The organism is Litorivita pollutaquae (assembly GCF_003205515.1).
Taxonomy (GTDB): Bacteria; Pseudomonadota; Alphaproteobacteria; order Rhodobacterales; family Rhodobacteraceae; genus Litorivita; species Litorivita pollutaquae.
Genome location: NZ_KZ826488.1, coordinates 20,907 through 39,153, shown reverse-complemented (window position 1 = coordinate 39,153; position 18,247 = coordinate 20,907). Strand labels below are relative to the sequence as shown.

At 58.2% G+C, this 18,247-nt stretch carries 15 protein-coding genes; all 15 read right to left on the bottom strand.

Going from position 1 to position 18,247, the window contains the following annotated elements; translation table 11 throughout:
- Window positions 1-18: 18 nt before the first annotated feature.
- Window positions 19-807, bottom strand: a complete 789-nt coding sequence (locus DI396_RS12945; RefSeq protein ID WP_110796644.1) for an SDR family NAD(P)-dependent oxidoreductase — start codon at window positions 805-807, stop codon at window positions 19-21.
- Window positions 808-819: 12 nt separating this feature from the next.
- Window positions 820-1,611 carry an ABC transporter ATP-binding protein gene (locus DI396_RS12940; RefSeq protein WP_027238513.1) on the bottom strand — a complete coding sequence of 264 codons (792 nt, stop codon included), beginning with the start codon at window positions 1,609-1,611 and terminating at the stop codon, window positions 820-822.
- 62 nt (window positions 1,612-1,673) lie between these two features.
- The gene (locus DI396_RS12935; protein WP_110796643.1) at window positions 1,674-2,912 is read right to left on the bottom strand and encodes an ABC transporter substrate-binding protein; all 1,239 of its coding nucleotides are present in this window, start codon (window positions 2,910-2,912) and stop codon (window positions 1,674-1,676) included.
- Window positions 2,913-2,946: 34 nt separating this feature from the next.
- A complete protein-coding gene (locus DI396_RS12930; protein ID WP_110796642.1) occupies window positions 2,947-3,999 on the bottom strand; it encodes a branched-chain amino acid ABC transporter permease in 1,053 nt (350 codons plus the stop codon).
- Between the two features lie 3 nt (window positions 4,000-4,002).
- Entirely contained in the window at window positions 4,003-4,887 is an 885-nt protein-coding gene (locus DI396_RS12925) for a branched-chain amino acid ABC transporter permease (protein ID WP_110796641.1), read from the bottom strand.
- A 15-nt stretch (window positions 4,888-4,902) separates the two neighbouring features.
- Entirely contained in the window at window positions 4,903-6,879 is a 1,977-nt protein-coding gene (locus DI396_RS12920; RefSeq protein WP_110796640.1) for an AMP-binding protein, read from the bottom strand.
- Between the two features lie 25 nt (window positions 6,880-6,904).
- On the bottom strand, window positions 6,905-7,666 hold the full coding sequence (locus DI396_RS12915) for an ABC transporter ATP-binding protein (RefSeq protein ID WP_110796639.1): 762 nt from the start codon (window positions 7,664-7,666) through the stop codon (window positions 6,905-6,907).
- A gap of 858 nt (window positions 7,667-8,524) precedes the next feature.
- A complete protein-coding gene (locus DI396_RS12910) occupies window positions 8,525-9,277 on the bottom strand; it encodes an SDR family NAD(P)-dependent oxidoreductase (RefSeq protein WP_110796638.1) in 753 nt (250 codons plus the stop codon).
- Window positions 9,278-9,368: 91 nt separating this feature from the next.
- Window positions 9,369-10,532, bottom strand: coding sequence for an acyl-CoA dehydrogenase family protein (locus DI396_RS12905; protein ID WP_027238520.1), 1,164 nt, complete (start codon window positions 10,530-10,532; stop codon window positions 9,369-9,371).
- A 3-nt stretch (window positions 10,533-10,535) separates the two neighbouring features.
- Window positions 10,536-11,330 (bottom strand): citryl-CoA lyase, encoded by a 795-nt coding sequence (locus DI396_RS12900; RefSeq protein WP_036783923.1) that lies wholly within the window; start codon window positions 11,328-11,330, stop codon window positions 10,536-10,538.
- Complete coding sequence (locus DI396_RS12895; protein WP_110796636.1) at window positions 11,330-12,244, bottom strand: SDR family NAD(P)-dependent oxidoreductase; 915 nt, start codon at window positions 12,242-12,244, stop codon at window positions 11,330-11,332. The genes DI396_RS12900 and DI396_RS12895 overlap by 1 nt, the downstream gene beginning before the upstream one ends.
- Window positions 12,245-12,255: 11 nt before the next feature.
- On the bottom strand, window positions 12,256-13,215 hold the full coding sequence (locus tag DI396_RS12890; RefSeq protein WP_110796635.1) for a hydroxymethylglutaryl-CoA lyase: 960 nt from the start codon (window positions 13,213-13,215) through the stop codon (window positions 12,256-12,258).
- A 4-nt stretch (window positions 13,216-13,219) separates the two neighbouring features.
- Window positions 13,220-15,226: an acetyl/propionyl/methylcrotonyl-CoA carboxylase subunit alpha gene (locus DI396_RS12885; RefSeq protein ID WP_110796634.1), complete on the bottom strand. Its 2,007-nt coding sequence runs from the start codon at window positions 15,224-15,226 to the stop codon at window positions 13,220-13,222.
- Between the two features lie 10 nt (window positions 15,227-15,236).
- Window positions 15,237-16,844: an acyl-CoA carboxylase subunit beta gene (locus DI396_RS12880; protein ID WP_110796633.1), complete on the bottom strand. Its 1,608-nt coding sequence runs from the start codon at window positions 16,842-16,844 to the stop codon at window positions 15,237-15,239.
- On the bottom strand, window positions 16,841-18,232 hold the full coding sequence (locus tag DI396_RS12875) for a phenylacetate--CoA ligase family protein (protein ID WP_110796632.1): 1,392 nt from the start codon (window positions 18,230-18,232) through the stop codon (window positions 16,841-16,843). Before DI396_RS12875 ends, DI396_RS12880 begins: the two co-directional genes overlap by 4 nt.
- Between the last annotated feature and the right edge of the window lie 15 nt (window positions 18,233-18,247).

The window sequence follows — 18,247 nt, the reverse complement described above, 5'->3', positions numbered from 1 at the left end:
GACCGCCCAAAATGGGCCTTAGCAGGCAAAGGAATACCCGCCGTTCACCGGATATGTTTGTCCGGTGATCCAGCTTGCGGCGTCCGAGCACAGGAACAAGATCATGCTCGCAGGATCTTCCGGCTCACCAAGACGGCGGATCACATATTGCGAAAGCGCCCGCTTTTCAGTCTCTGCATCAGGGATCAAATCGGCAACAGCGGGCGTTCTCGTACCGCCCAAAGCAACGCAATTCGCGGTGATCCCGAACCGGCCACTGGCCTTTGCAATGGCGCGCATGAAGCCTGCGGCACCGGCCTTGGCACCGGAATAAACCGCCAGATGCGGCTCGCCCACGCGGCCTGCGTCGGAGATGACGGTGACAATGCGCCCGTAGCCGCCTTTAACCATCAACGGCATGGCATGCCGAGTGCAGTTTAGCACGCCATCGAAATTGGTGGCCATCCAGCGGCGCCATTCGTCGGGATCGGATTCCCAAAACGGCACAAGATCATCCAGCCGCGAGGTTGGACCGGCGTTGCCAGCATTATTGACCAGAATATCCACGCTGCCAAAGGTGTCTTTAGCCGTGGCAAAGGCCGCGCCGACAGCTTCATAGTCGGACACGTCAAACGCCAGCGGCAATGCCTTTGCGCCCGCCGCTTCGACTTCTGCGGCAACGCTTTCGGCGCGATCAGCGTGGAAGTCGTTGATGACAACGGCCCCTGCGCCATGTTGAGCCAGATAGAGCGCGACCTGACGGCCCACGCCTTGGCCCGCACCGGTGACAAATGCGGTGCGCCCTTTTATGTCGAGCAGTTCACTCATGATATTTACCCTTTATCCAAGCCACCTTTTGCGGCGCCGATAGTGTTTGATCTCGCGGTAGCTTTTGCGTTCACCAGAGGCGGTGACCCCGAGATAAAATTCTTTGATGTCTTCGTTATTGGCGAGCTTGTCCGCCGGTCCGTCCATCACGATCCGCCCGTTCTCCATGACATAGGCATAGTCGGCGATCGACAGCGCCGCAGCGCTGTTTTGCTCGACCAAGAAGAACGTCGTGCCTTCGGATTTGAGTTGCTTGAGCACCTCATACACGTCGCGGATCATCATCGGTGCCAACCCCAAAGACGGCTCGTCAATCGCGATGATTTTCGGTTTCGCCATCATGGCCCGGCCGATCAACAGCAATTGCTGTTCACCGCCGGACATGAAGCCCGATGTGCGGTTGCGCAGATCCGCAAGGCGCGGCATCAGCGTGTAAACGTGATCCAGCCGCTTTTTCAACTCGGCGGCGTTCGGCACCATATGCCCGCCGACGATCAGGTTCTGCTCTGAGGTGAGGTGACGCAACACGCGCCGCCCTTCCATCACATGAACCAAACCGTTTTTCACCACATTCGAGGCTTCCATGTTTTGAACAGGCGTGCCGTCCAGAATGATGGAGCCCGCCGAAACGGTGCCGTCTTCGGATTTCAGCGTTCCGGAAATAGCCTTTAGCGTTGTGCTTTTTCCCGCGCCGTTGCCGCCCAACAGGGCAACACATTGACCTTCCTTGACGTTCATCGATACGCCCTTGAGCGCGAGGATGACGTCGGAATAGGTCACTTCTACGTTGTTGAGTTCCAGCATGGTCATTGTGCCCGGTGCTAAGGATCAGGACGGGCGCCGCGACTGCGGCGCCCAAGTTTAACTTACCACTTGTGAACGTCAGGAACGTCCACGCCGGTGGCTTCGATGGTGATTTTGCCATCCTTGACGGTGCCCACGTTTACTTTAAGGCCTTTCAACGGGAAGGGCGCTTCGGGGGTGAAGGTCAAGGTCGGCAGGAAGCCGTGGGTTTCTTCGGTGGTGATCGGTTTGGCAAAGAGCGCTTCGCGCACCATCTCGCCGGTCAGACCCTCGGCACCGTTCTCTTCGATCGCATGCTGGATCACAGTCACGGTATAAAGGCCTTGAGAAACACCCATGGCGGTTACAACGTTCCAAGGCGCATCGAGGTCATACTCCGCAACCAGTGTCTGGTAGAACTGCCGCGCGGGTGTGTCCTCTTCGGCGGCAACGGCCATGCCGTAGGCCTCAAAATCGCCCTCAAGTTGGTCAAGCCCGCCGAGCGCGCCACCAGAAGCAGGTAAACCGTTGTGCGAGCTCATCATGATCGGGATGTCAGCGCCATTGGCCTGCAACCCGCGTTTCGCCGCAACCACGATCGAGGTGTTGGTCTGAACGATCAGTGCTTCCGCACCGGCCCGTGCAACGCGGCGCATTTGCGTCGTCAAATCGGTCGGCTGCACTTCGGTATAGATGACTTCGACAACTTCAAGTGCATCAGGGTTTTCCTCGGCATAAAGCTCCAGACCCTTCGCCATATCGACATAGGCAGGCGAGGCCTCGGAGGCCATGATCGCAACCTTGAGCGGCTCATCGCCGCCGCGCTGCTCTTTCATCCATGCCAAGAAGCCCGCGCTTTCATGCGAATAGGTTGGACGCGGGTTAAAGATCCAAGCGTCTTCCTTCCAGGCGAAACCATAGGCCGCCGTGGCCATGAACATCGGGATTTTGTCTTCCGGCAGGCGCTCGGAAAGCGCGGCAACATCGGGTCCGCCAAGGCCGACAACGGCAATCGGGTTGAGCTCCGATTTGATGCCCGGCCAAAGGCTGGCCACTTGGGCCGCGTCATAGCGGGTTTCGTAGTTTTTATAGTTCAGCGTAACGCCAAGTTCCTTGCCTTGGGTCGCATTCCACCATTTGAACACGGCCTCGCGTCCACCAGCCAAAACAGGCATGATATCGGCATAGGGTCCGGAAAAGTCCGAGAGCAGAGCAAGGTTATAGGTTTCTTCGGCTTGTGCTTTCATCGGCATCGTTGCCGTCAGGGCAACGGCACCGGCTGCCAGCAGGCCACGAAACCCCGGTTTCATTTTGCAGATCATTAGTTTTCCTCCCAGGTTGAAAACCGTTTTCCTATCAATAGGGGAACGGCCAGATGCGAAAAGACGATTTCAGGATATTCCAGCGATGCATCAGCCCCTTGGGCTCAAGGATCATGGACCCTGCGATCACGCCGCCCAAAATGACATTCATGCCGGCGAAGACGATGTCACCACCCAAGAACGACACAGAGTCGGCGATGTTGGGTCCGACGGTGGCGATGACTTCCTGAATGACACGGATGACGAACACACCGACCAAAGCGCCGACAATGGACCCCATGCCGCCGACGATGATCATCGCGATAAAGAAGATCGAGTTGAACAAGGTGAACTGATCGACCCCGACAAAACGGATCAAATAGGCCCAAAGCGCCCCGCCAACCCCGGCGTAGAAGGCACCGATCAAAAAGGCATTTGCCTTGGTCGCCGCGACGTTGATGCCCATGATACCGGCGGCAACGTCATCGTCCCTGACCGCCACAAAGGCGCGGCCAAAGCGGGACCGGATGATGCCAAATGCACCCGCGATCATGATCGTAGCAACCGCAAGGTTCATGTAGAACTGTGAGGTTTCGCCAACAATGCGAAACCCGAAAAGTTCAGCAGGCGGCACGGTGATGCCGTTTGATCCGCCCATCCATGACGATGGCAGGTTCAAAACCGCAAAGTGGAACAGGAACTGCGCGGCAATGGTGGTGAGCGCGAGGTAAAACCCCTTGATCCGTGCCGCTGTCAGGCCAAACAGAAATCCGAACAGCGCCGCCGCAAACCCCGCCAAGGGGATCGTCAACAGAAACGACATGCCGGTTTTCGAGGCCAATATCGAGGCGGTATAAGCCCCAACCCCCATGAATGCCGCTTGACCGAGGTTGATCTGACCGGCGTAGCCGGTGCAGATTTGCAGCCCGACCGCGATGACGGCGCTGATCAACATCATGTTCAGTACGGCGATGATACGCCCGCTGGCAAGATAGGGTGCCGCCAGCAGGAGACCCATGAACACAGCAAGGGCGATGGCCTGCCAGCGTGTGCGCACAACGCGCCGGTCGGTGCGATAGCTTGTGGGGAAAATTCCAGAAGGATCCATGGCTTACACCCGCTCGATTGTGCGCCATCCGAACAGGCCGGTGGGCCGGATCAGCAAAATGGCAAGCATGATAATATAGGGCACAACACTGCCCAGTGAGCCACCGATCATCGGATCAAGGTAGTTGGTGGTCAGACTTTGCACGACGCCGATGATCACCCCCGCCAAAATGAGCCCGCCGATTGATTCCAATCCGGCAAAAAGCGCCACAGGCAGCGCCGCAAACCCGATATCGGAGGCCAGAAAGGTCAGCGACTTGCCGCTGAGAAAGATCATCGCGCCGATGGTGGACAAGATCGCACCGAGAACCCAAGCGAAGGCAATCGAACCCTTTACGGAAATACCCATCGAGGAGGCCACAACGTGATCTTCTGCGACGGCGGTCATCCGAAGGCCGGAGCGTGTCCGGTTAAAGAACCACGAGAGGCCAACCGCGGCGACAATGGTTATTATCCCACCCGCCAACAGATTCATCGGGATCAACATATCCCCAAGGAACAATGGCTTGAGCGGAAAGATGATCGGGAAGGGCCGCACAGCAGGGCCAAAGAGCAACAGCACAAGACCGCGCAACAAAATCAGCAAACCGACTGTAACCATGACCATCGAGAACACCGATTCACCGATGAGCTTCGTCAGGAAAATCCGTTCAATCGCGTAGCCGACCAAACCGGCCAGAACCAGCGAGAGCGGGATCGAAAGCCAAAGGCTAAGGCCCAGCTGCATGGTTGTGAACCAAACGATGAAACCGCCGATGATGACAAGTTCGCCCTGCGCGAAATTAAACACCTTACTGGCGCGGTAGATTACGACGAACCCCATCGCGACCAATGCGTAAAGCAGGCCGATCAAAGCCCCGGTGATGATGTCATTGATGAAATAAACCAATTTCCCCGACCTCCCTTAAGTTTGCGACTGCCGCGTGGCAGCCTTTGATGCATTTTCGACATCCGATACCCGAACCGTGGCTTTGAGAACGCCCTGACGGCCATCTTGATAGGTCACGGCGATTTCCAGATCGGTCATGTCATCACCGCCATAAATCGCGTCGACGAGTTTGGCATAGCGTTCTTCCAAAAAGGTCCGCCGCAGTTTCCGGCTGCGGGTCAGCTCGCCTTCGTCGGGGTCGAGCTCTTTCGGGAAATTCGCAAACCGCGCCACGCGGGAGCCTTCGGGCAACAGCGCATTGATGCGTGCCACTTCGCCTTTAATAAGCTCCAAAATCTCGGGCTTTTGCGACAGGTCGGTATAGGTCGAGAAGCTGATCTTGTTCTCTTCCGCCCAACGGCCGAGTACTTCCATGTCGATATTGATCAAAGCGCTGACGAAACCCCGGGCCTCGTCGCCCAAGGTCATCAGATCCTTGATGAAAGGGCTGTAGCGCAGCCGCGTTTCGATGAACTGCGGCGGGTAGCTGTGCCCATTCGCCAGACGGCGCATGTCCTTGACCCGATCAAAGAACAACAGCTCTCCATCGTCAGTCATCGACACGGCGTCGCCGGTTTCATACCAACCGTCTTCGGTCAGCGCCTCGGCGGTCTTGTCGGGTTTTCCGTGATATCCGCCGAACCCCGATCCGCCGCGCACATGAAGTTCGCCTTCCGGCGACACCCGGTATTCCAGCAAATCGCCGTAGGCGGTATTGGTTTGCATCCAGCTGCCGCTTGTCTCAAGCTGATAGCTCTTGCCCATATGCGCCGTCAAAAGCCCGATCTCGGTCGCGCCATAGACGTTGCGCAATTTGACGCCCATCGCGTGGAACATCCGGAAAACGTCCGGCGCCATCAATGCGCCGCCGCTCATTGCGTTCTTGGCCTTACCGAGACCAAGGTTGTCGCGCAGATGGTGCAAGACCAGCGCCTCGGCAAAGGGCAGTTGCAGGCGTGCGGCAAGGCGCGGGCTGCGCCCTTCCAACCGTTCGACATGCACGTCACGGCCGACCTTCATTCCCCAATTGTACATTGCGGTGCGGAACTTGCCGGCGCCGAGCATCCGCGCCTGCACGATGGAGGCGAGATTTTCCCACTGCCGCGGGCTGAACACCAATGCGTCCACCGCCAGTTCGCGGATGTTGTCGAGCACTTCTTCCGGCCCTTCGGGGAAGTTCACGACCATGGGCGCGATCAAACCGATGGACAGGCCAAAAATCTGTTCGGTCACCCAAGCGGGTGAAATATAAGTCAGGTATTCGGTGCCCGGTGCGATGTCGATGGCCCCCATCACCCGCGAGCTGTTGTCGAACAGGTAGCGATGGCTGATGATAACGCCCTTGGGCTTTCCCGTGGTCCCCGAGGTGTAGGACAGCATGGCAATATCTTCGGCGCGGCCGCGTTTGACATGTTCTTCAAAGCGCGACGGCTCTGTGGCGTGGACCTGACGACCGGCATCGCTTATGCTGTCGAAGGAATTCAACAGCGGATGCTCGTAGTTCCAAAGCCCCGATCCATCCCAAAACACAATCGCAATGGCGCCGTTATATTTGTCGGCCACTTCGATGCATTTATCGACCTGCTCCTGATCCTGTGCCAGAAACACGCGGGTCTCGGAATCTTCTGCCAGATAGAGAATTTCATCGGCCGTTTGATCGGGATAAACAGACAGGATTTTCCCGCCTAAAGACTGCACCGCGTATTCCGCCCAAAAATGTTCGGGCTCGTTCTCGCCAATTAGCATGACAGAATCGCCGGCTTTCAGGCCTTTTGCCTCCAGTCCGAGCGCCAGCGCACGGACCTTTTCAAGCACGTCACTCCAGGTGAACTCGCGCCAGATACCAAGGCGTTTGTGGCGTTCGGCAAGCGCGTCGGGCGCGGATTTTGCGCGGGCCAACAGGACTTGCGGCAGGGTTTCGCTCTGCGTGACGGCGGGGTCTGTGTAGACCATTGCTGTTCGTTGTTTGACCATTCCGCTACCCCAGATATGCTTTGATCACGGCTGGATCTTTCTGGATCTCCTCGGGGGTGCCTTCGGCGATCACACGCCCGAAATCCAGCACCACAATCCGGTCGGCAAGATCCATCACCACGCCCATGTCATGTTCCACCAAAACCACCGGAATTTTGCGCGCCTCGCGCACGTCGAGAATGAAGCGCGCCAGGTCTTCCTTCTCTTCCGAATTCATGCCGGCCATCGGTTCGTCCATCAGTAGGATCGACGGTTCTTGCGCTAGCGCACGGCCCAGATCGACCCGCTTGCGCAGCCCGTAACCCAATGTGCCCACTGGCCTGTTCCGGATCGCTTCGATTTCCAGAAAATCGATGATTTCCTCGGCCGCTTCGCGATGCTCCGATTCTTCGCGCATCACCGTGCCATATTGGAAAAAGGCCTGAACCACATTTGACTTCATCAGCATGTGCCGGCCGATCATGATGTTTTCCACCACGGTCTGCCCGGCGAAAAGATGGGTGCCTTGAAAGGTGCGGGCCAAACCGTGCCGGGCGATTTGATCGACACGCTGACCGGTGACGTCTTTGCCAGAAAGCTCGACACTGCCCTTTTGTGGACGGTAGAACCCGGCCGTGACGTTCAAAAGAGATGTTTTTCCGGCCCCGTTCGGGCCAATGATGGCAAGCAATTCGTCATCGTTTACGGTGATGCTGACATCGTCAAGCGCCGTCACACCGCCGAATTTCAATGTTGCGTTGCGAACCGCGAGCGGCGCCGCCGTCATGACGTGACCTCGGTTTTCCCGCGACATATTGTACGTACAGACATAGCGGCATCTTCCGCGCAAGCGCGGGTGCAAGGGATCATTCCCATTATTTCTCCTCCCACCTCTTTGTTCAGAGGTTCACTCGGCAACTATGCCAAGCACTCACGAGATAAACCTAACATACGTTAGAAAGGCAAATCAACAGTTGACTTATCGCAGCTCCAAAATGATGTAAATTACTGATTAATAAGCGTCAAAAGAGAAGAAGTCGCCCTCATTCCGGTGCCAAGCCGTATCTGTATCATCGCTTGAGAGGCCGTAGCTGAGACGTGAGGCTGCGGAAGCAAATTGTCCGTGCGCGTTCACACAGGTTTTGCGGTGCGATTGAGGGCCGTGTGCATTTGCACCGGGCCATGGGCGACAAGCACGGACTAGGATTTGGTGTAAGACGCCGCGCGTGGTCGTAGTGAAGGCGGTATGCATTGAATGGCCGCGCGGTACCGAACAACGACCGAGGGCCGAGGGACAGGACTGGTTTGGAGTGTCATCTCCTCTGGCGCGGCGGGTCGGTGCGGCGCCGGTGAGGGCGCCTTGATACCGCGAAAGACTGCCGACTGACGTCCCGGACTGCAAAGCGCGTCGCTGGTTGAGTATGCGTGCGTCACACTCGGACCATCGCAGCCGTTTTTGGAATCTGCATTCCTGTCCATCGCAAGAGGCTGGTCACGCGCGCAGGCCATCAAAAACGGCTGACCTCTCTTGGTCTGCCAGGGCGGATTAAGACAGCGATCCAAACGACGACGGGATCGACGGCGATTGCGCCCGCCGCACTGTTTTGGCCATATAGTTCTACCAGCCCTGCCGAGGGTGCCGACGCTATTGCGCGGTATAGCCACCATCAACCACCATTTCCGATCCGGTCATGAAGGAGGCATCATCGGACGCCAGGAACAACACCGCCCGCGCCACTTCTTCCGGCTCGGCCGGGCGCTGCAAGATCGTTGTCCCAAGCATTGCCTTCTCGACACCCGGATCGCCCAGAAGGCCTTCGGTCATTGGGGTGCGTATCACGCCCGGATGGATCGAGTTCGCCCGGATGTTGAACTCGGCGTAATCCACCGCCGTCGATTTGGTGAACAATCGCACCGCACCTTTGGTCGCTTGGTACGCCGCCGCCGAGGGCGCGCCGACCAAGCCGTAGATCGACGAGATATTGACGATCGATCCGCCGCCTGCGGCCTTCATGTTCTCCAAAACCGCTTTGGTGCCCAAAAACACGCCCTTGGTATTGATCGAGAAAATCTTATCCCAGTCGTCTTCGGTGGTGTCCTGAACGGGCTTCATGAGCAAGATGCCGGCGTTGTTGACCAACACGTTGATGTTGCCGAAGGCCTTGTTTCCTTCTGCGATGGCCGTTTGCCAGCTTGCGGCGTCAGAGACATCCAAATGAACCGCTATCGCGCGACCACCCGCGTTCTCGATGTCCTTGACCACGGCACTTGCGCCCGCGTCATCGACATCGGCGACAATGACCTGTGCGCCTTCTTTGGCAAAGAGCCGCGCCTCGGCCGCCCCCATGCCTTTGGCTGCACCGCTGATGAGTGCGATCTTTCCTTGAAGTCGTTTCATATCGATCTTCCTCCACAATTGCTTTGGAGCAATTGTGGAGGATTCGATTAGTTCTTCATATGATGGAGATCAATTCCCGCGCATGAATATCTTAGAAGGAGCGGGGCATCCCAAGAATATGTTCGCCAACATAGGACAGGATCAGGTTGGTCGAAATTGGTGCCACCTGATACAAACGGGCCTCGCGGAATTTGCGTTCGATATCATATTCGCGCGCAAACCCGAACCCACCGTGGGTTTGAATACAGGCATTGGCAGCTTCCCAACTGGCCTCGGAGGCCAGCAGTTTGGCCATGTTCGCCTGCGCCCCGCAATCCTGACCCGCATCGAAGCGTTTACAGGCTTCAAACCGCATCAGGTTGGCGGCCTCGACATTCACGAATGCCTTGGCGATGGGAAATTGAACGCCCTGATTTTGCCCGATGGGACGGTCAAAAACGATGCGTTCGCCCGCATAGGCGCGGGCCTTGTCCACGAACCAATAGCCGTCGCCGATACATTCCGCCGCGATCAATGTCCGTTCGGCGTTCAAACCGTCAAGGATATGATAGAAACCGCGCCCTTCGGTCCCGATCAGGTTCTCGGCGGGAATTTCGAGATTGTCGAAAAACACTTCGTTGGTCTCGTGGCCGGGCATGTTGGCGATGGGGCGAACCTCCATCCCGTTGCCGATGGCATCCTTTAGATCGACCATGAAGATCGACAGACCCTGAGATTTCTTTTTGACATCCTTCAACGGGGTGGTGCGCGCCAGCAGGATCATCAGATCCGAATGCTGGATACGGCTGATCCACACCTTTTGGCCGTTGATCACATAGCGGTCGCCTTTTTTGACGGCTGTGGTCTTGAGCTTGGTGGTGTCGGTCCCGGTGGTGGGTTCGGTCACGGCCATGGATTGCAGGCGCAGTTCACCGCTGGCAATGCCGGGCAGGTATTGCTGCTTTTGCGCGTCCGAGCCGTGCCGCAGAAGCGTGCCCATGTTGTACATCTGCCCGTGGCAGTGGCCGGCGTTGCCACCGCAACGGTTTACCTCTTCCATGATGATCGATGCTTCGGTCAGACCAAGGCCCGACCCGCCGTATTCCTCGGGGATCATCGCGGCCAACCAACCCTCGCGGGTCAAGGCATCGACGAACTCCTCGGGATAGGTTTCATCCTCGCCGAATTTACGGTGGTATTCCGGCGGAAACTGCGCGCAAAGCGCACGCAGCGCGTCACGCAGATCAGTATGGTTTTCTGGGGCAGAGGTTTGCATGATTTACGTTGCTCCGGGGCCGGAGGTTTCGAGGATTTCCTGCTCGGCACGCTGCCACAGCTCATAGGAAATCGGGTTCTCGCTTTCCTCAAGGATATGCCCGACCAGTCCGATAGACCGCGCCATGACACCGAAACCGCGCACGATTTTCCAAGGGAAGCCGAATTCACAGCAAATCGCACCAATCGCGCCGGTGGCGTTGATCGGCAGCATTTTGCCCGACTTTTCTTCGGCCACGGCCTGAATTTTCTGGATCAATTCGATGTATTCACCAGACTTGCCGTTCTCGGCCGCAATTTGGAACAGACGCGGAGTGCGCGGATCGACCGGTTTGTGCACCGGATGGCCAAGCCCCGGCACGATGGTCTTTTTGGCGCGGAATTTCTCGACCGTTTCCAAGGCAATCGCATCCAAATCAGCGCCAGTGCCCAGTTTTTCTGGTGGCAGCGCCTCATAGAGCATCTTCGATGCGCCTTCCATGGAGCCGACAAACACCGTGCCCAAACCACATAGGCCAGCCGCGACAGCCGCCTGAAGCGATTCCGGCGCGCCCATATAGGTCATGCGCGCGGCCATGGCCGACGGCGTGATGCCGTGCTCGACCAAGGTGATCACGATGGCGTTGAAGACGCGGCTTTCCTCTGGCGTGGCCTTGCGGCCCGTCAGTTGCAAAAAGGCCAGATCACCAAGGTTCATGTGACCCAGGATTTCGTTTGGCAGGTCGAGCCCGCGCACGCTGATCTTGTCGGCGGTGCTCCATGCGATATCGGAGCTGATTTTTTCCTTACGCTTACCCATTAGACCGGATCCCACGAAAAGACATCCGCCGACACTTCGAGCGGTGTGAATTGCGATTTGAGCGCAGGAATAGCGCGGTCGGCGATTTCATCTGCGGTCCAACCGTCACCGGAATGCACAGAGCGCACGGGGCGGGGTTGGTTGAACAAGAAGATTTCGTTCTTGCGCACAGCAAAGATTTGTCCCGTCACGTCCGCTGCGCGGTCGCTCATCAGGAAACAGGCCATGGGTGCCACCTTGGCCGGTGTCATTTCTTTGATCTTTGCAACCCGCGCTTTTTGCTCGTCCGTGTCGGTTTTGATCGACGAAATCATCCGGCTCCACGCGAAGGGCGCGATGCAGTTCGAACGCACGTTCCAACGCTGAAGGTCCAGCGCCACAGATTTCGAGAAGGCGGCGATGCCCAGTTTCGCAGCGGAATAGTTCGCCTGCGCCAAGTTACCAATCAACCCCGAGGTCGAGGTCATATGCACCAAGGAGCCGCCCTCTTGCTCGCGGAAATAATCTGCGGCGGCACGGCTGGTGTTGAAGGAGCCATAAAGATGGACCTTCACCACTGCGTCGAAATCTTCATAGGTCATTTTGTGGAAGAACCCGTCGCGCAGGATGCCGGCGTTGTTCACCACTGCGTCGATGCGGCCGAATTCCTTCACACCGGCTTCGATCATGGCGCGCGCGGCGTCGGGATCGGTGACGTTGCCGCCATCGGCAATCGCATCGCCGCCTGCGGCCTTGATTTCCTCAACCACTTTTTGCGCTGCGCTTTCGGTCTGGCCGGTGCCTTTCAGCGACGCGCCCAAATCGTTGACCACCACAGCGGCGCCTTCGGAGGCTGCCATCAGGGCGATGTCACGTCCGATTCCGCCACCTGCTCCGGTGACCAGAACTACTTTTCCATCAAGTGCCTTTGTCATCTTCGTCTCCCTCAGCTTGCTTTGCGGTATTTGTCGAGACCGCCAGTGTGCATGACGCGGCCCATAAGCGGCGCGGCAATGATCTCTTCCGCCTTGACGGCGGCGGCGATCAGTTTGTCCAAATCGATGCCGGTTTCAATGCCCAACTCGTGGCACAGGAAAACCGCATCTTCGGTGCAGACGTTGCCCGCAGCACGCGCATGGCCGTGGCCAGCGAAAGGACAGCCGCCAAGACCGGCGACAGAGCTTTCGAACATGTCCACACCCATCGACAGGGCCGCATGAAGATTGGCAATACCAAGGCCGCGCGTATCGTGGATGTGCATCCCGATGCGGGCCTCCGGTGCCATGTCGCGCAGCGCGCCGATCATCCGTTTGACGGCTTCGGGATTGCCCCAACCCATCGTATCGGCGATCACAAGGATGGGCAGGGGAATTTGCTCGTCTTTGCAAAGCTCAATGATAAAGCGGAAATCGTCCAGAATGCGTTCTTGCGGGATGGCGCCTTCGAAGTTGCACCCAAAGGCCGTCATCACATAGGCCGCATCAACGGTGTAGCCTTCTTCTTTGTAAAGCCGAACCCAATCGCGTTGTTTTTCGCGCATCTCTGCCGAAGAACAATTGTTGTTCGATTGCGCAAAGGCTTCGGAGGGGTAGAACAACAGGCGCGGGTCGATATCGACCTCATGCGCGGTCAGGGCCTTGCGGAAGCCTTTGTCGTTCAACCAAAGCGAGGTGTAGTTCACGCCGGGTTTGCGTTTGATGCGTTGGAACAACTCGCCGGTATCTGCCATTTGCGGCACATATTTCGGGCTGACAAAGCTGCCGACCTGAATGCGCTTCAATCCGGTTTCGCTGAGCATGTCGATCAGTTCGATCCGCTCTTCGATCGGGTAGATCTTTTTTTCGATTTGAAAGCCTTCACGCGGGCCTTCTTCTCTGAACTCGACGAATTTTGGAAAATCGCTCATTTTATCACTCCTCGGATGGTAGTATCTCGGCGATGACTTGGCCGCGATCGACCATGTCCCCATTCGAGACGGATATGTTGCTGGCGATCCCCGCAGCGGTCGCGCGGATCGAGATTTCAAGTTTCATGGATTCCATCACCGCGATCACGTCGCCTTCGGTCACGTCTTGACCATCGGCCACCTTGATTTCGACGATCATACCGGTGAGCGGCGAGGCCACAGCGCGATCACCGGCTGCATCGCCACCGGCGAAGTCCAAAGGCGCGGCAGGACGGAAGACAAGCCGTCCCTCAGGCGTGTCCATTTCAATCACGCCCGCATGCAAGCGCGCATCAATCAAGAAGACGTCATCGCCGTCGCTGATGCGCCACCGGCCCGGGGTGATTTCACGCATGGCCAAGGTCAAAGCATCGCCGTTTTCCGACATGACGGTGTAAGTATCCACAGCTTTGATCGGCCCGACGCGGAATTCCTCGGAGGTGTCGGCAGCATCGGTTAGCGTGACATGCTGCCCTGCTTCCATCGCATCACCGCCAAGGCCAAGCCGCCATCCGGTAAAGGTATCGCGGTTGGTCCATGGATTGGTGCTTGCGTCGCTCCGCGATGCGGCCACGAAAAGAATGGCCGCGGCGGCTTTCCAAAGCGCAGGACGGGACAGGGTATGCGCCTGCGTGAGCTCATCGAGCCTGCCGTCGATCCAGCGCGTGTGCACCTGCATCTGTTCAAATTCGGGATTGCGCGCCAGAGCTGTCAAGAAAGCCCGGTTGGTTTGCACCCCTTCGACCGCGACATGGTCCAAAGCCGTCGCCAGCCGCGCCAATGCGGTTTCGCGGTCGGCGGCATGCACCACCAGTTTGGCGATCATCGGATCGTAAAACGGCGTCACTGCGTCGCCTTCTTCAACGCCGCTGTCGATGCGCAAACCTTCCGGCAGGCTCAGCGTGGTCAATGTGCCTGTCGAGGGGGCGAATTGCATCGCCGGATCTTCGGCATAAAGCCGTGCCTCGACCGCGTGGCCGTTGATTTTCAAATCATCCTGTACCAAGCCAAGGCCCGCGCCTTCGGCAATCCGCAGGTGCAGCGCAACCAGATCCAAGCCGGTGATCGCTTCGGTCACGGGGTGTTCCACCTGAATACGGGGGTTCACTTCGAGGAAGAAATATTCTTCCCCCGCGACCAGAAATTCCACCGTGCCAAGGCCGCGATAGTCAAGCGTTTCGCCCAGACGGACCGCGTCCTGCGCGATCTTGTCCAAAAGCGTGCGGGGCAGGCCCCAAGCCGGCGCTTCCTCGATGACCTTTTGGTGACGGCGCTGCAGCGTGCAATCGCGTTCAAACAGGTGCACCACATGCCCCTTACCATCGCCCGCGATTTGCACTTCGACATGGCGCGCTTCGGGCAGGAACCGTTCAAGCAAAAGCCCTTCGGAGCCGAAGGTCGACTTTGCCTCGCGCAGCGCGCCTTCGATGTCTTCCACCAGGGTGGTTTCGTCGGTCACCAGACGCTGACCGCGTCCACCACCGCCACCGACGGCCTTGAGCAAGACGGGCAAGCCCATCGCGCGCACCTCTTCGGCGATCTCTTGTGGATCAGACCGCGCACCTTCGGCGCCCGAAATAACCGGAACGCTGGCGGCCACGGCGGCCTCTTTGGCGCTGGCCTTATCGCCGAACCGTTCAAGTGTGTCCGGCGTTGGCCCCATAAAGACCATACCGGCGGCTTCGACTGCACGGGCAAAATCGGAGTTCTCGGCCAAAAAGCCATACCCGGGATGGATTGCATCCGCGCCGACCGATTTCGCGGCGGCAATCACAGCGTCGATCTTCAGATAGCTTTCGGAGGCCGGTCCGGCCCCGATGCAGACGGAATGCCCGATTTCGCGGACATGAAGGGCATTGGCATCGGCATCGGAATGCACGCCAACAGGGGTGATACCGCTGGCCCGCGCGGTGCGCGCGATCCGGCAGGCAATTTCGCCGCGATTGGCGATTAGAAGCGTTTTGATTTTCATGGATCGCTCCTCACATCCTAAACACGCCGAAATTGGTTTCGACCTTGGCTCTGCGCGACGTCACATCCAGCATAAGCGCCATGACGTTGCGGGTTTCACACGGTTCAATCACGCTATCGATCCATAGGTTCGATGCGAAATTGTAGGCCCCTTGAAATTCTTCGTATTCCTTGCGGATCGGGGCCTTAAAGGCTTCCTCTTCCTCTGGGGTCCAGGTTTTGCCTTCGCGTTCGTTGATTTGGGCGCGCACCTGCGCCAGAACGCTGGCCGCTTGCTCGGGGCCCATGATCGCAGAGCGGCCCGTGGGCCACGCGAACATCGCGTCCGGTTGGAACGGACGGCCCAGCATCGCCAGATAACCAGCCCCGTAGGAGCCGCCGGTGATGATGGTGAACTTCGGAACCCGCGCGGAAGACATGGCGGTGATCATCTTGGCACCTGCTTTGGCGATGCCCATCTGTTCGACCTCGCGGCCCACCATAAAGCCGTTCACATCGGCCAGGAACAGCAGCGGGATATCGCGCTGGACGCAAAGATTGATGAAATGCGTGGCCTTCAACGCGGCCTCGACAAAGAGCACACCGGTGTTGGCGATAATGCCGACTTCGTGGCCATGGATACGGCCCCATCCGGTCATGATGGTGTCACCATAGAGCGGTTTAAACTCGTGGAAATCACTGTCGTCGACCAGACGCGCGATGATCTCGCGGTTGTCGGTCGGCACCTTGGGATCGCGGCTGATAAGGCCGTAAATTTCCTCGGTCGGGTAGGCCGGCGGACGCGGTTCGGCGGGTGTTTTGCGGGGCACGGGCTTCTCGCCCAAGTGACGCACAATATCGCGGGTGATGGCCAATGCGTGCGCATCATCCTCGGCCAAATGGTCGGTCACACCGGAGACGGAGGAGTGCATTTTGCCGCCGCCCAACTCTTCGGCTTCGACCTTTTCGCCGGTTGCGGCAAAGGTCAATTCCGGCCCGCCCAGATACATAAAGCCCTGACCGCGCACGATCACGACTTCGTCGCAGAGCGCGGGAATATAGGCGCCGCCTGCGGTGCAGGGACCCATCACTACGGCGATCTGCGGAATGCCGTCGCCGGACATGCCGATCTGTTGGTGGAAGATCGAACCGAATTGACCTTCATCGGGGAACAGATTGGCTTGGTCAGGCAGGAAAGCACCGCCGGAATCCACCAGCGTGATGACAGGCAGGCGGTTTTTCCACGCGACTTTCTGCGCGCGCACGTGTTTGCGGCAGGTGATCCCGAAATAAGTGCCGCCCTTTACGGTGGCATCATTGGCGATGATCATGCACTGACGGCCTTCGATCACACCAATGCCGGTGATGATGCCGGCGCCGGGCGGAACGCCCTTGTGCATATTCAACCCGGCCAGTTCGCCGAGTTCCAAAAACGGCGTGCCCGGATCGATCAAGCGCTCAACGCGCTCGCGCGGCAGGATCTTGCCTTTGGATTCGTGCCGTTCGCGTGCCTTTTCAGGGCCGCCGACGCGCTGCGTCCGCCGAAGCGCATGCAGATCGTCAACTTTGGCGCGATACTGCGCATCGTTTTCCCGGAAGTCATCAGACCCGGTGTCGAGGAGGGATTTCATTTTTGTCATGGCAGATCTGGATATTCTCTCAGAACAAAGGCGACCTTGGCGGCGCCGGGTTTTTCAAAGGTGTCAGGGGCCACCAGATGAACATCGGCCTTGAAGACAAGAGCGTCGCGCAGGCGCTGTTCGATCTTTTTCTTGAGGGCCGCGTCATCTGCGGGGTCACGGTCGGGCCCGCGTTCAACAATCACCGTCAGCGCGCCCTGCGTGGTGTGGCCGGTGAAATCGGCCACGATGCGCATGACGCCATTGGTGTCCGGCACCATTTCGGTGACCACGCTGTTGACCGCCGAAGGGAACACATTGGCCCCGCGCACAATCAGCATGTCGTCGGTCCGGCCGGTGCAGCGGATCTTGGGTCCGGTGCGCCCGCAGGTGCATTCGGTGTCGATCACTTCGATATAATCGCCGGACCGGAACCGCACCACAGGACTGGCCTGACGGCCAAGCGCGGTATAGATCATTTCGCCTTCGGCGCCCTTTTCCCACGGAATGATTTTGCCGCTTTCAGGGTCAAGCAATTCAGTGATGATATAGTCCATGTTGACCATATGCATGCCCGATTGGGCGTCGCATTCGGCCCAATAGGTCACGCCGAGATCGGTGCCGCCCAGCATTTCACAGCATTTCGCGCCCCAAGCCTCTTCAATCTTGGCACGGATGGCAGGAATGCCGCCGCCGGGTTCGCCGCCGACGATCACATGTTCGACGCCCAATTCGCTGGCCTTGCAGCCAAGCACCTCAGGCGCTTTTTCGGCCAGATGCAGAACGAAATTCGGCGCGCCGACAATGCAGCGCGGGCGCGTGTCGGCACAGGCGCGCAAGAGCCGTTCGGCCCCGCCATCGGCGCCCACCGGCACATCGACTGCACCCATGTATTGCAAACCTTGCATCACCGGAATGCCGCCAACAAAACCTTTGGCCAGTGCAAAGGCATGCAGCACCATATCGCCGGGGCGCACACCATTGGCAAAGAAACAACGTGCGGTCATCTCATGCCACATCTCGGTGTCGGACTCGGTCATCGCCACGTAAGACGGGCTACCGGTCGTTCCGGACGAGGCTTGCATCTGGACGATGTCCGCCATCGGTGCGGCCCGGTGTTTGCCAAAGGGCGGCTCCGCCGCAAGGCTTTCGCGGATTTCGGTTTTGTAGGTGAAGGGCAGCTTTTGCAGATCTTCGATGGTGCGAATATCATCAAAATCCACGCCAGCTTCGGCGAACTTTTCCTGATAGAAGGTCGAGTTCGCCTTGAGATAGGCCATTTGATCGCGAAGCCGCTCTTCCTGAATCTGGCGCACTTTATCGAGAGGCATGCCCTCGATCTCGTGCCAGAAACGATCATTTACCTTGTCGGCGGCGTCCTGCCGCCGGAAGCGCATTCCAAATTGCATATCGTCCTCCGTTCC

Excerpts from the sequence above, each read along its gene's own strand:
- DI396_RS12945 (WP_110796644.1), bottom strand. The coding sequence starts at position 807 with ATGAGTGAACTGCTCGACATAAAAGGGCGCACCGCATTTGTCACCGGT.
- DI396_RS12940 (WP_027238513.1), bottom strand. The coding sequence starts at position 1,611 with ATGCTGGAACTCAACAACGTAGAAGTGACCTATTCCGACGTCATCCTC.
- DI396_RS12935 (WP_110796643.1), bottom strand. The coding sequence starts at position 2,912 with ATGATCTGCAAAATGAAACCGGGGTTTCGTGGCCTGCTGGCAGCCGGT.
- DI396_RS12930 (WP_110796642.1), bottom strand. The coding sequence starts at position 3,999 with ATGGATCCTTCTGGAATTTTCCCCACAAGCTATCGCACCGACCGGCGC.
- DI396_RS12920 (WP_110796640.1), bottom strand. The coding sequence starts at position 6,879 with ATGGTCTACACAGACCCCGCCGTCACGCAGAGCGAAACCCTGCCGCAA.
- DI396_RS12915 (WP_110796639.1), bottom strand. The coding sequence starts at position 7,666 with ATGACGGCGGCGCCGCTCGCGGTTCGCAACGCAACATTGAAATTCGGC.
- DI396_RS12910 (WP_110796638.1), bottom strand. The coding sequence starts at position 9,277 with ATGAAACGACTTCAAGGAAAGATCGCACTCATCAGCGGTGCAGCCAAA.
- DI396_RS12905 (WP_027238520.1), bottom strand. The coding sequence starts at position 10,532 with ATGCAAACCTCTGCCCCAGAAAACCATACTGATCTGCGTGACGCGCTG.
- DI396_RS12900 (WP_036783923.1), bottom strand. The coding sequence starts at position 11,330 with ATGGGTAAGCGTAAGGAAAAAATCAGCTCCGATATCGCATGGAGCACC.
- DI396_RS12895 (WP_110796636.1), bottom strand. The coding sequence starts at position 12,244 with ATGACAAAGGCACTTGATGGAAAAGTAGTTCTGGTCACCGGAGCAGGT.
- DI396_RS12890 (WP_110796635.1), bottom strand. The coding sequence starts at position 13,215 with ATGAGCGATTTTCCAAAATTCGTCGAGTTCAGAGAAGAAGGCCCGCGT.
- DI396_RS12885 (WP_110796634.1), bottom strand. The coding sequence starts at position 15,226 with ATGAAAATCAAAACGCTTCTAATCGCCAATCGCGGCGAAATTGCCTGC.
- DI396_RS12880 (WP_110796633.1), bottom strand. The coding sequence starts at position 16,844 with ATGACAAAAATGAAATCCCTCCTCGACACCGGGTCTGATGACTTCCGG.
- DI396_RS12875 (WP_110796632.1), bottom strand. The coding sequence starts at position 18,232 with ATGCAATTTGGAATGCGCTTCCGGCGGCAGGACGCCGCCGACAAGGTA.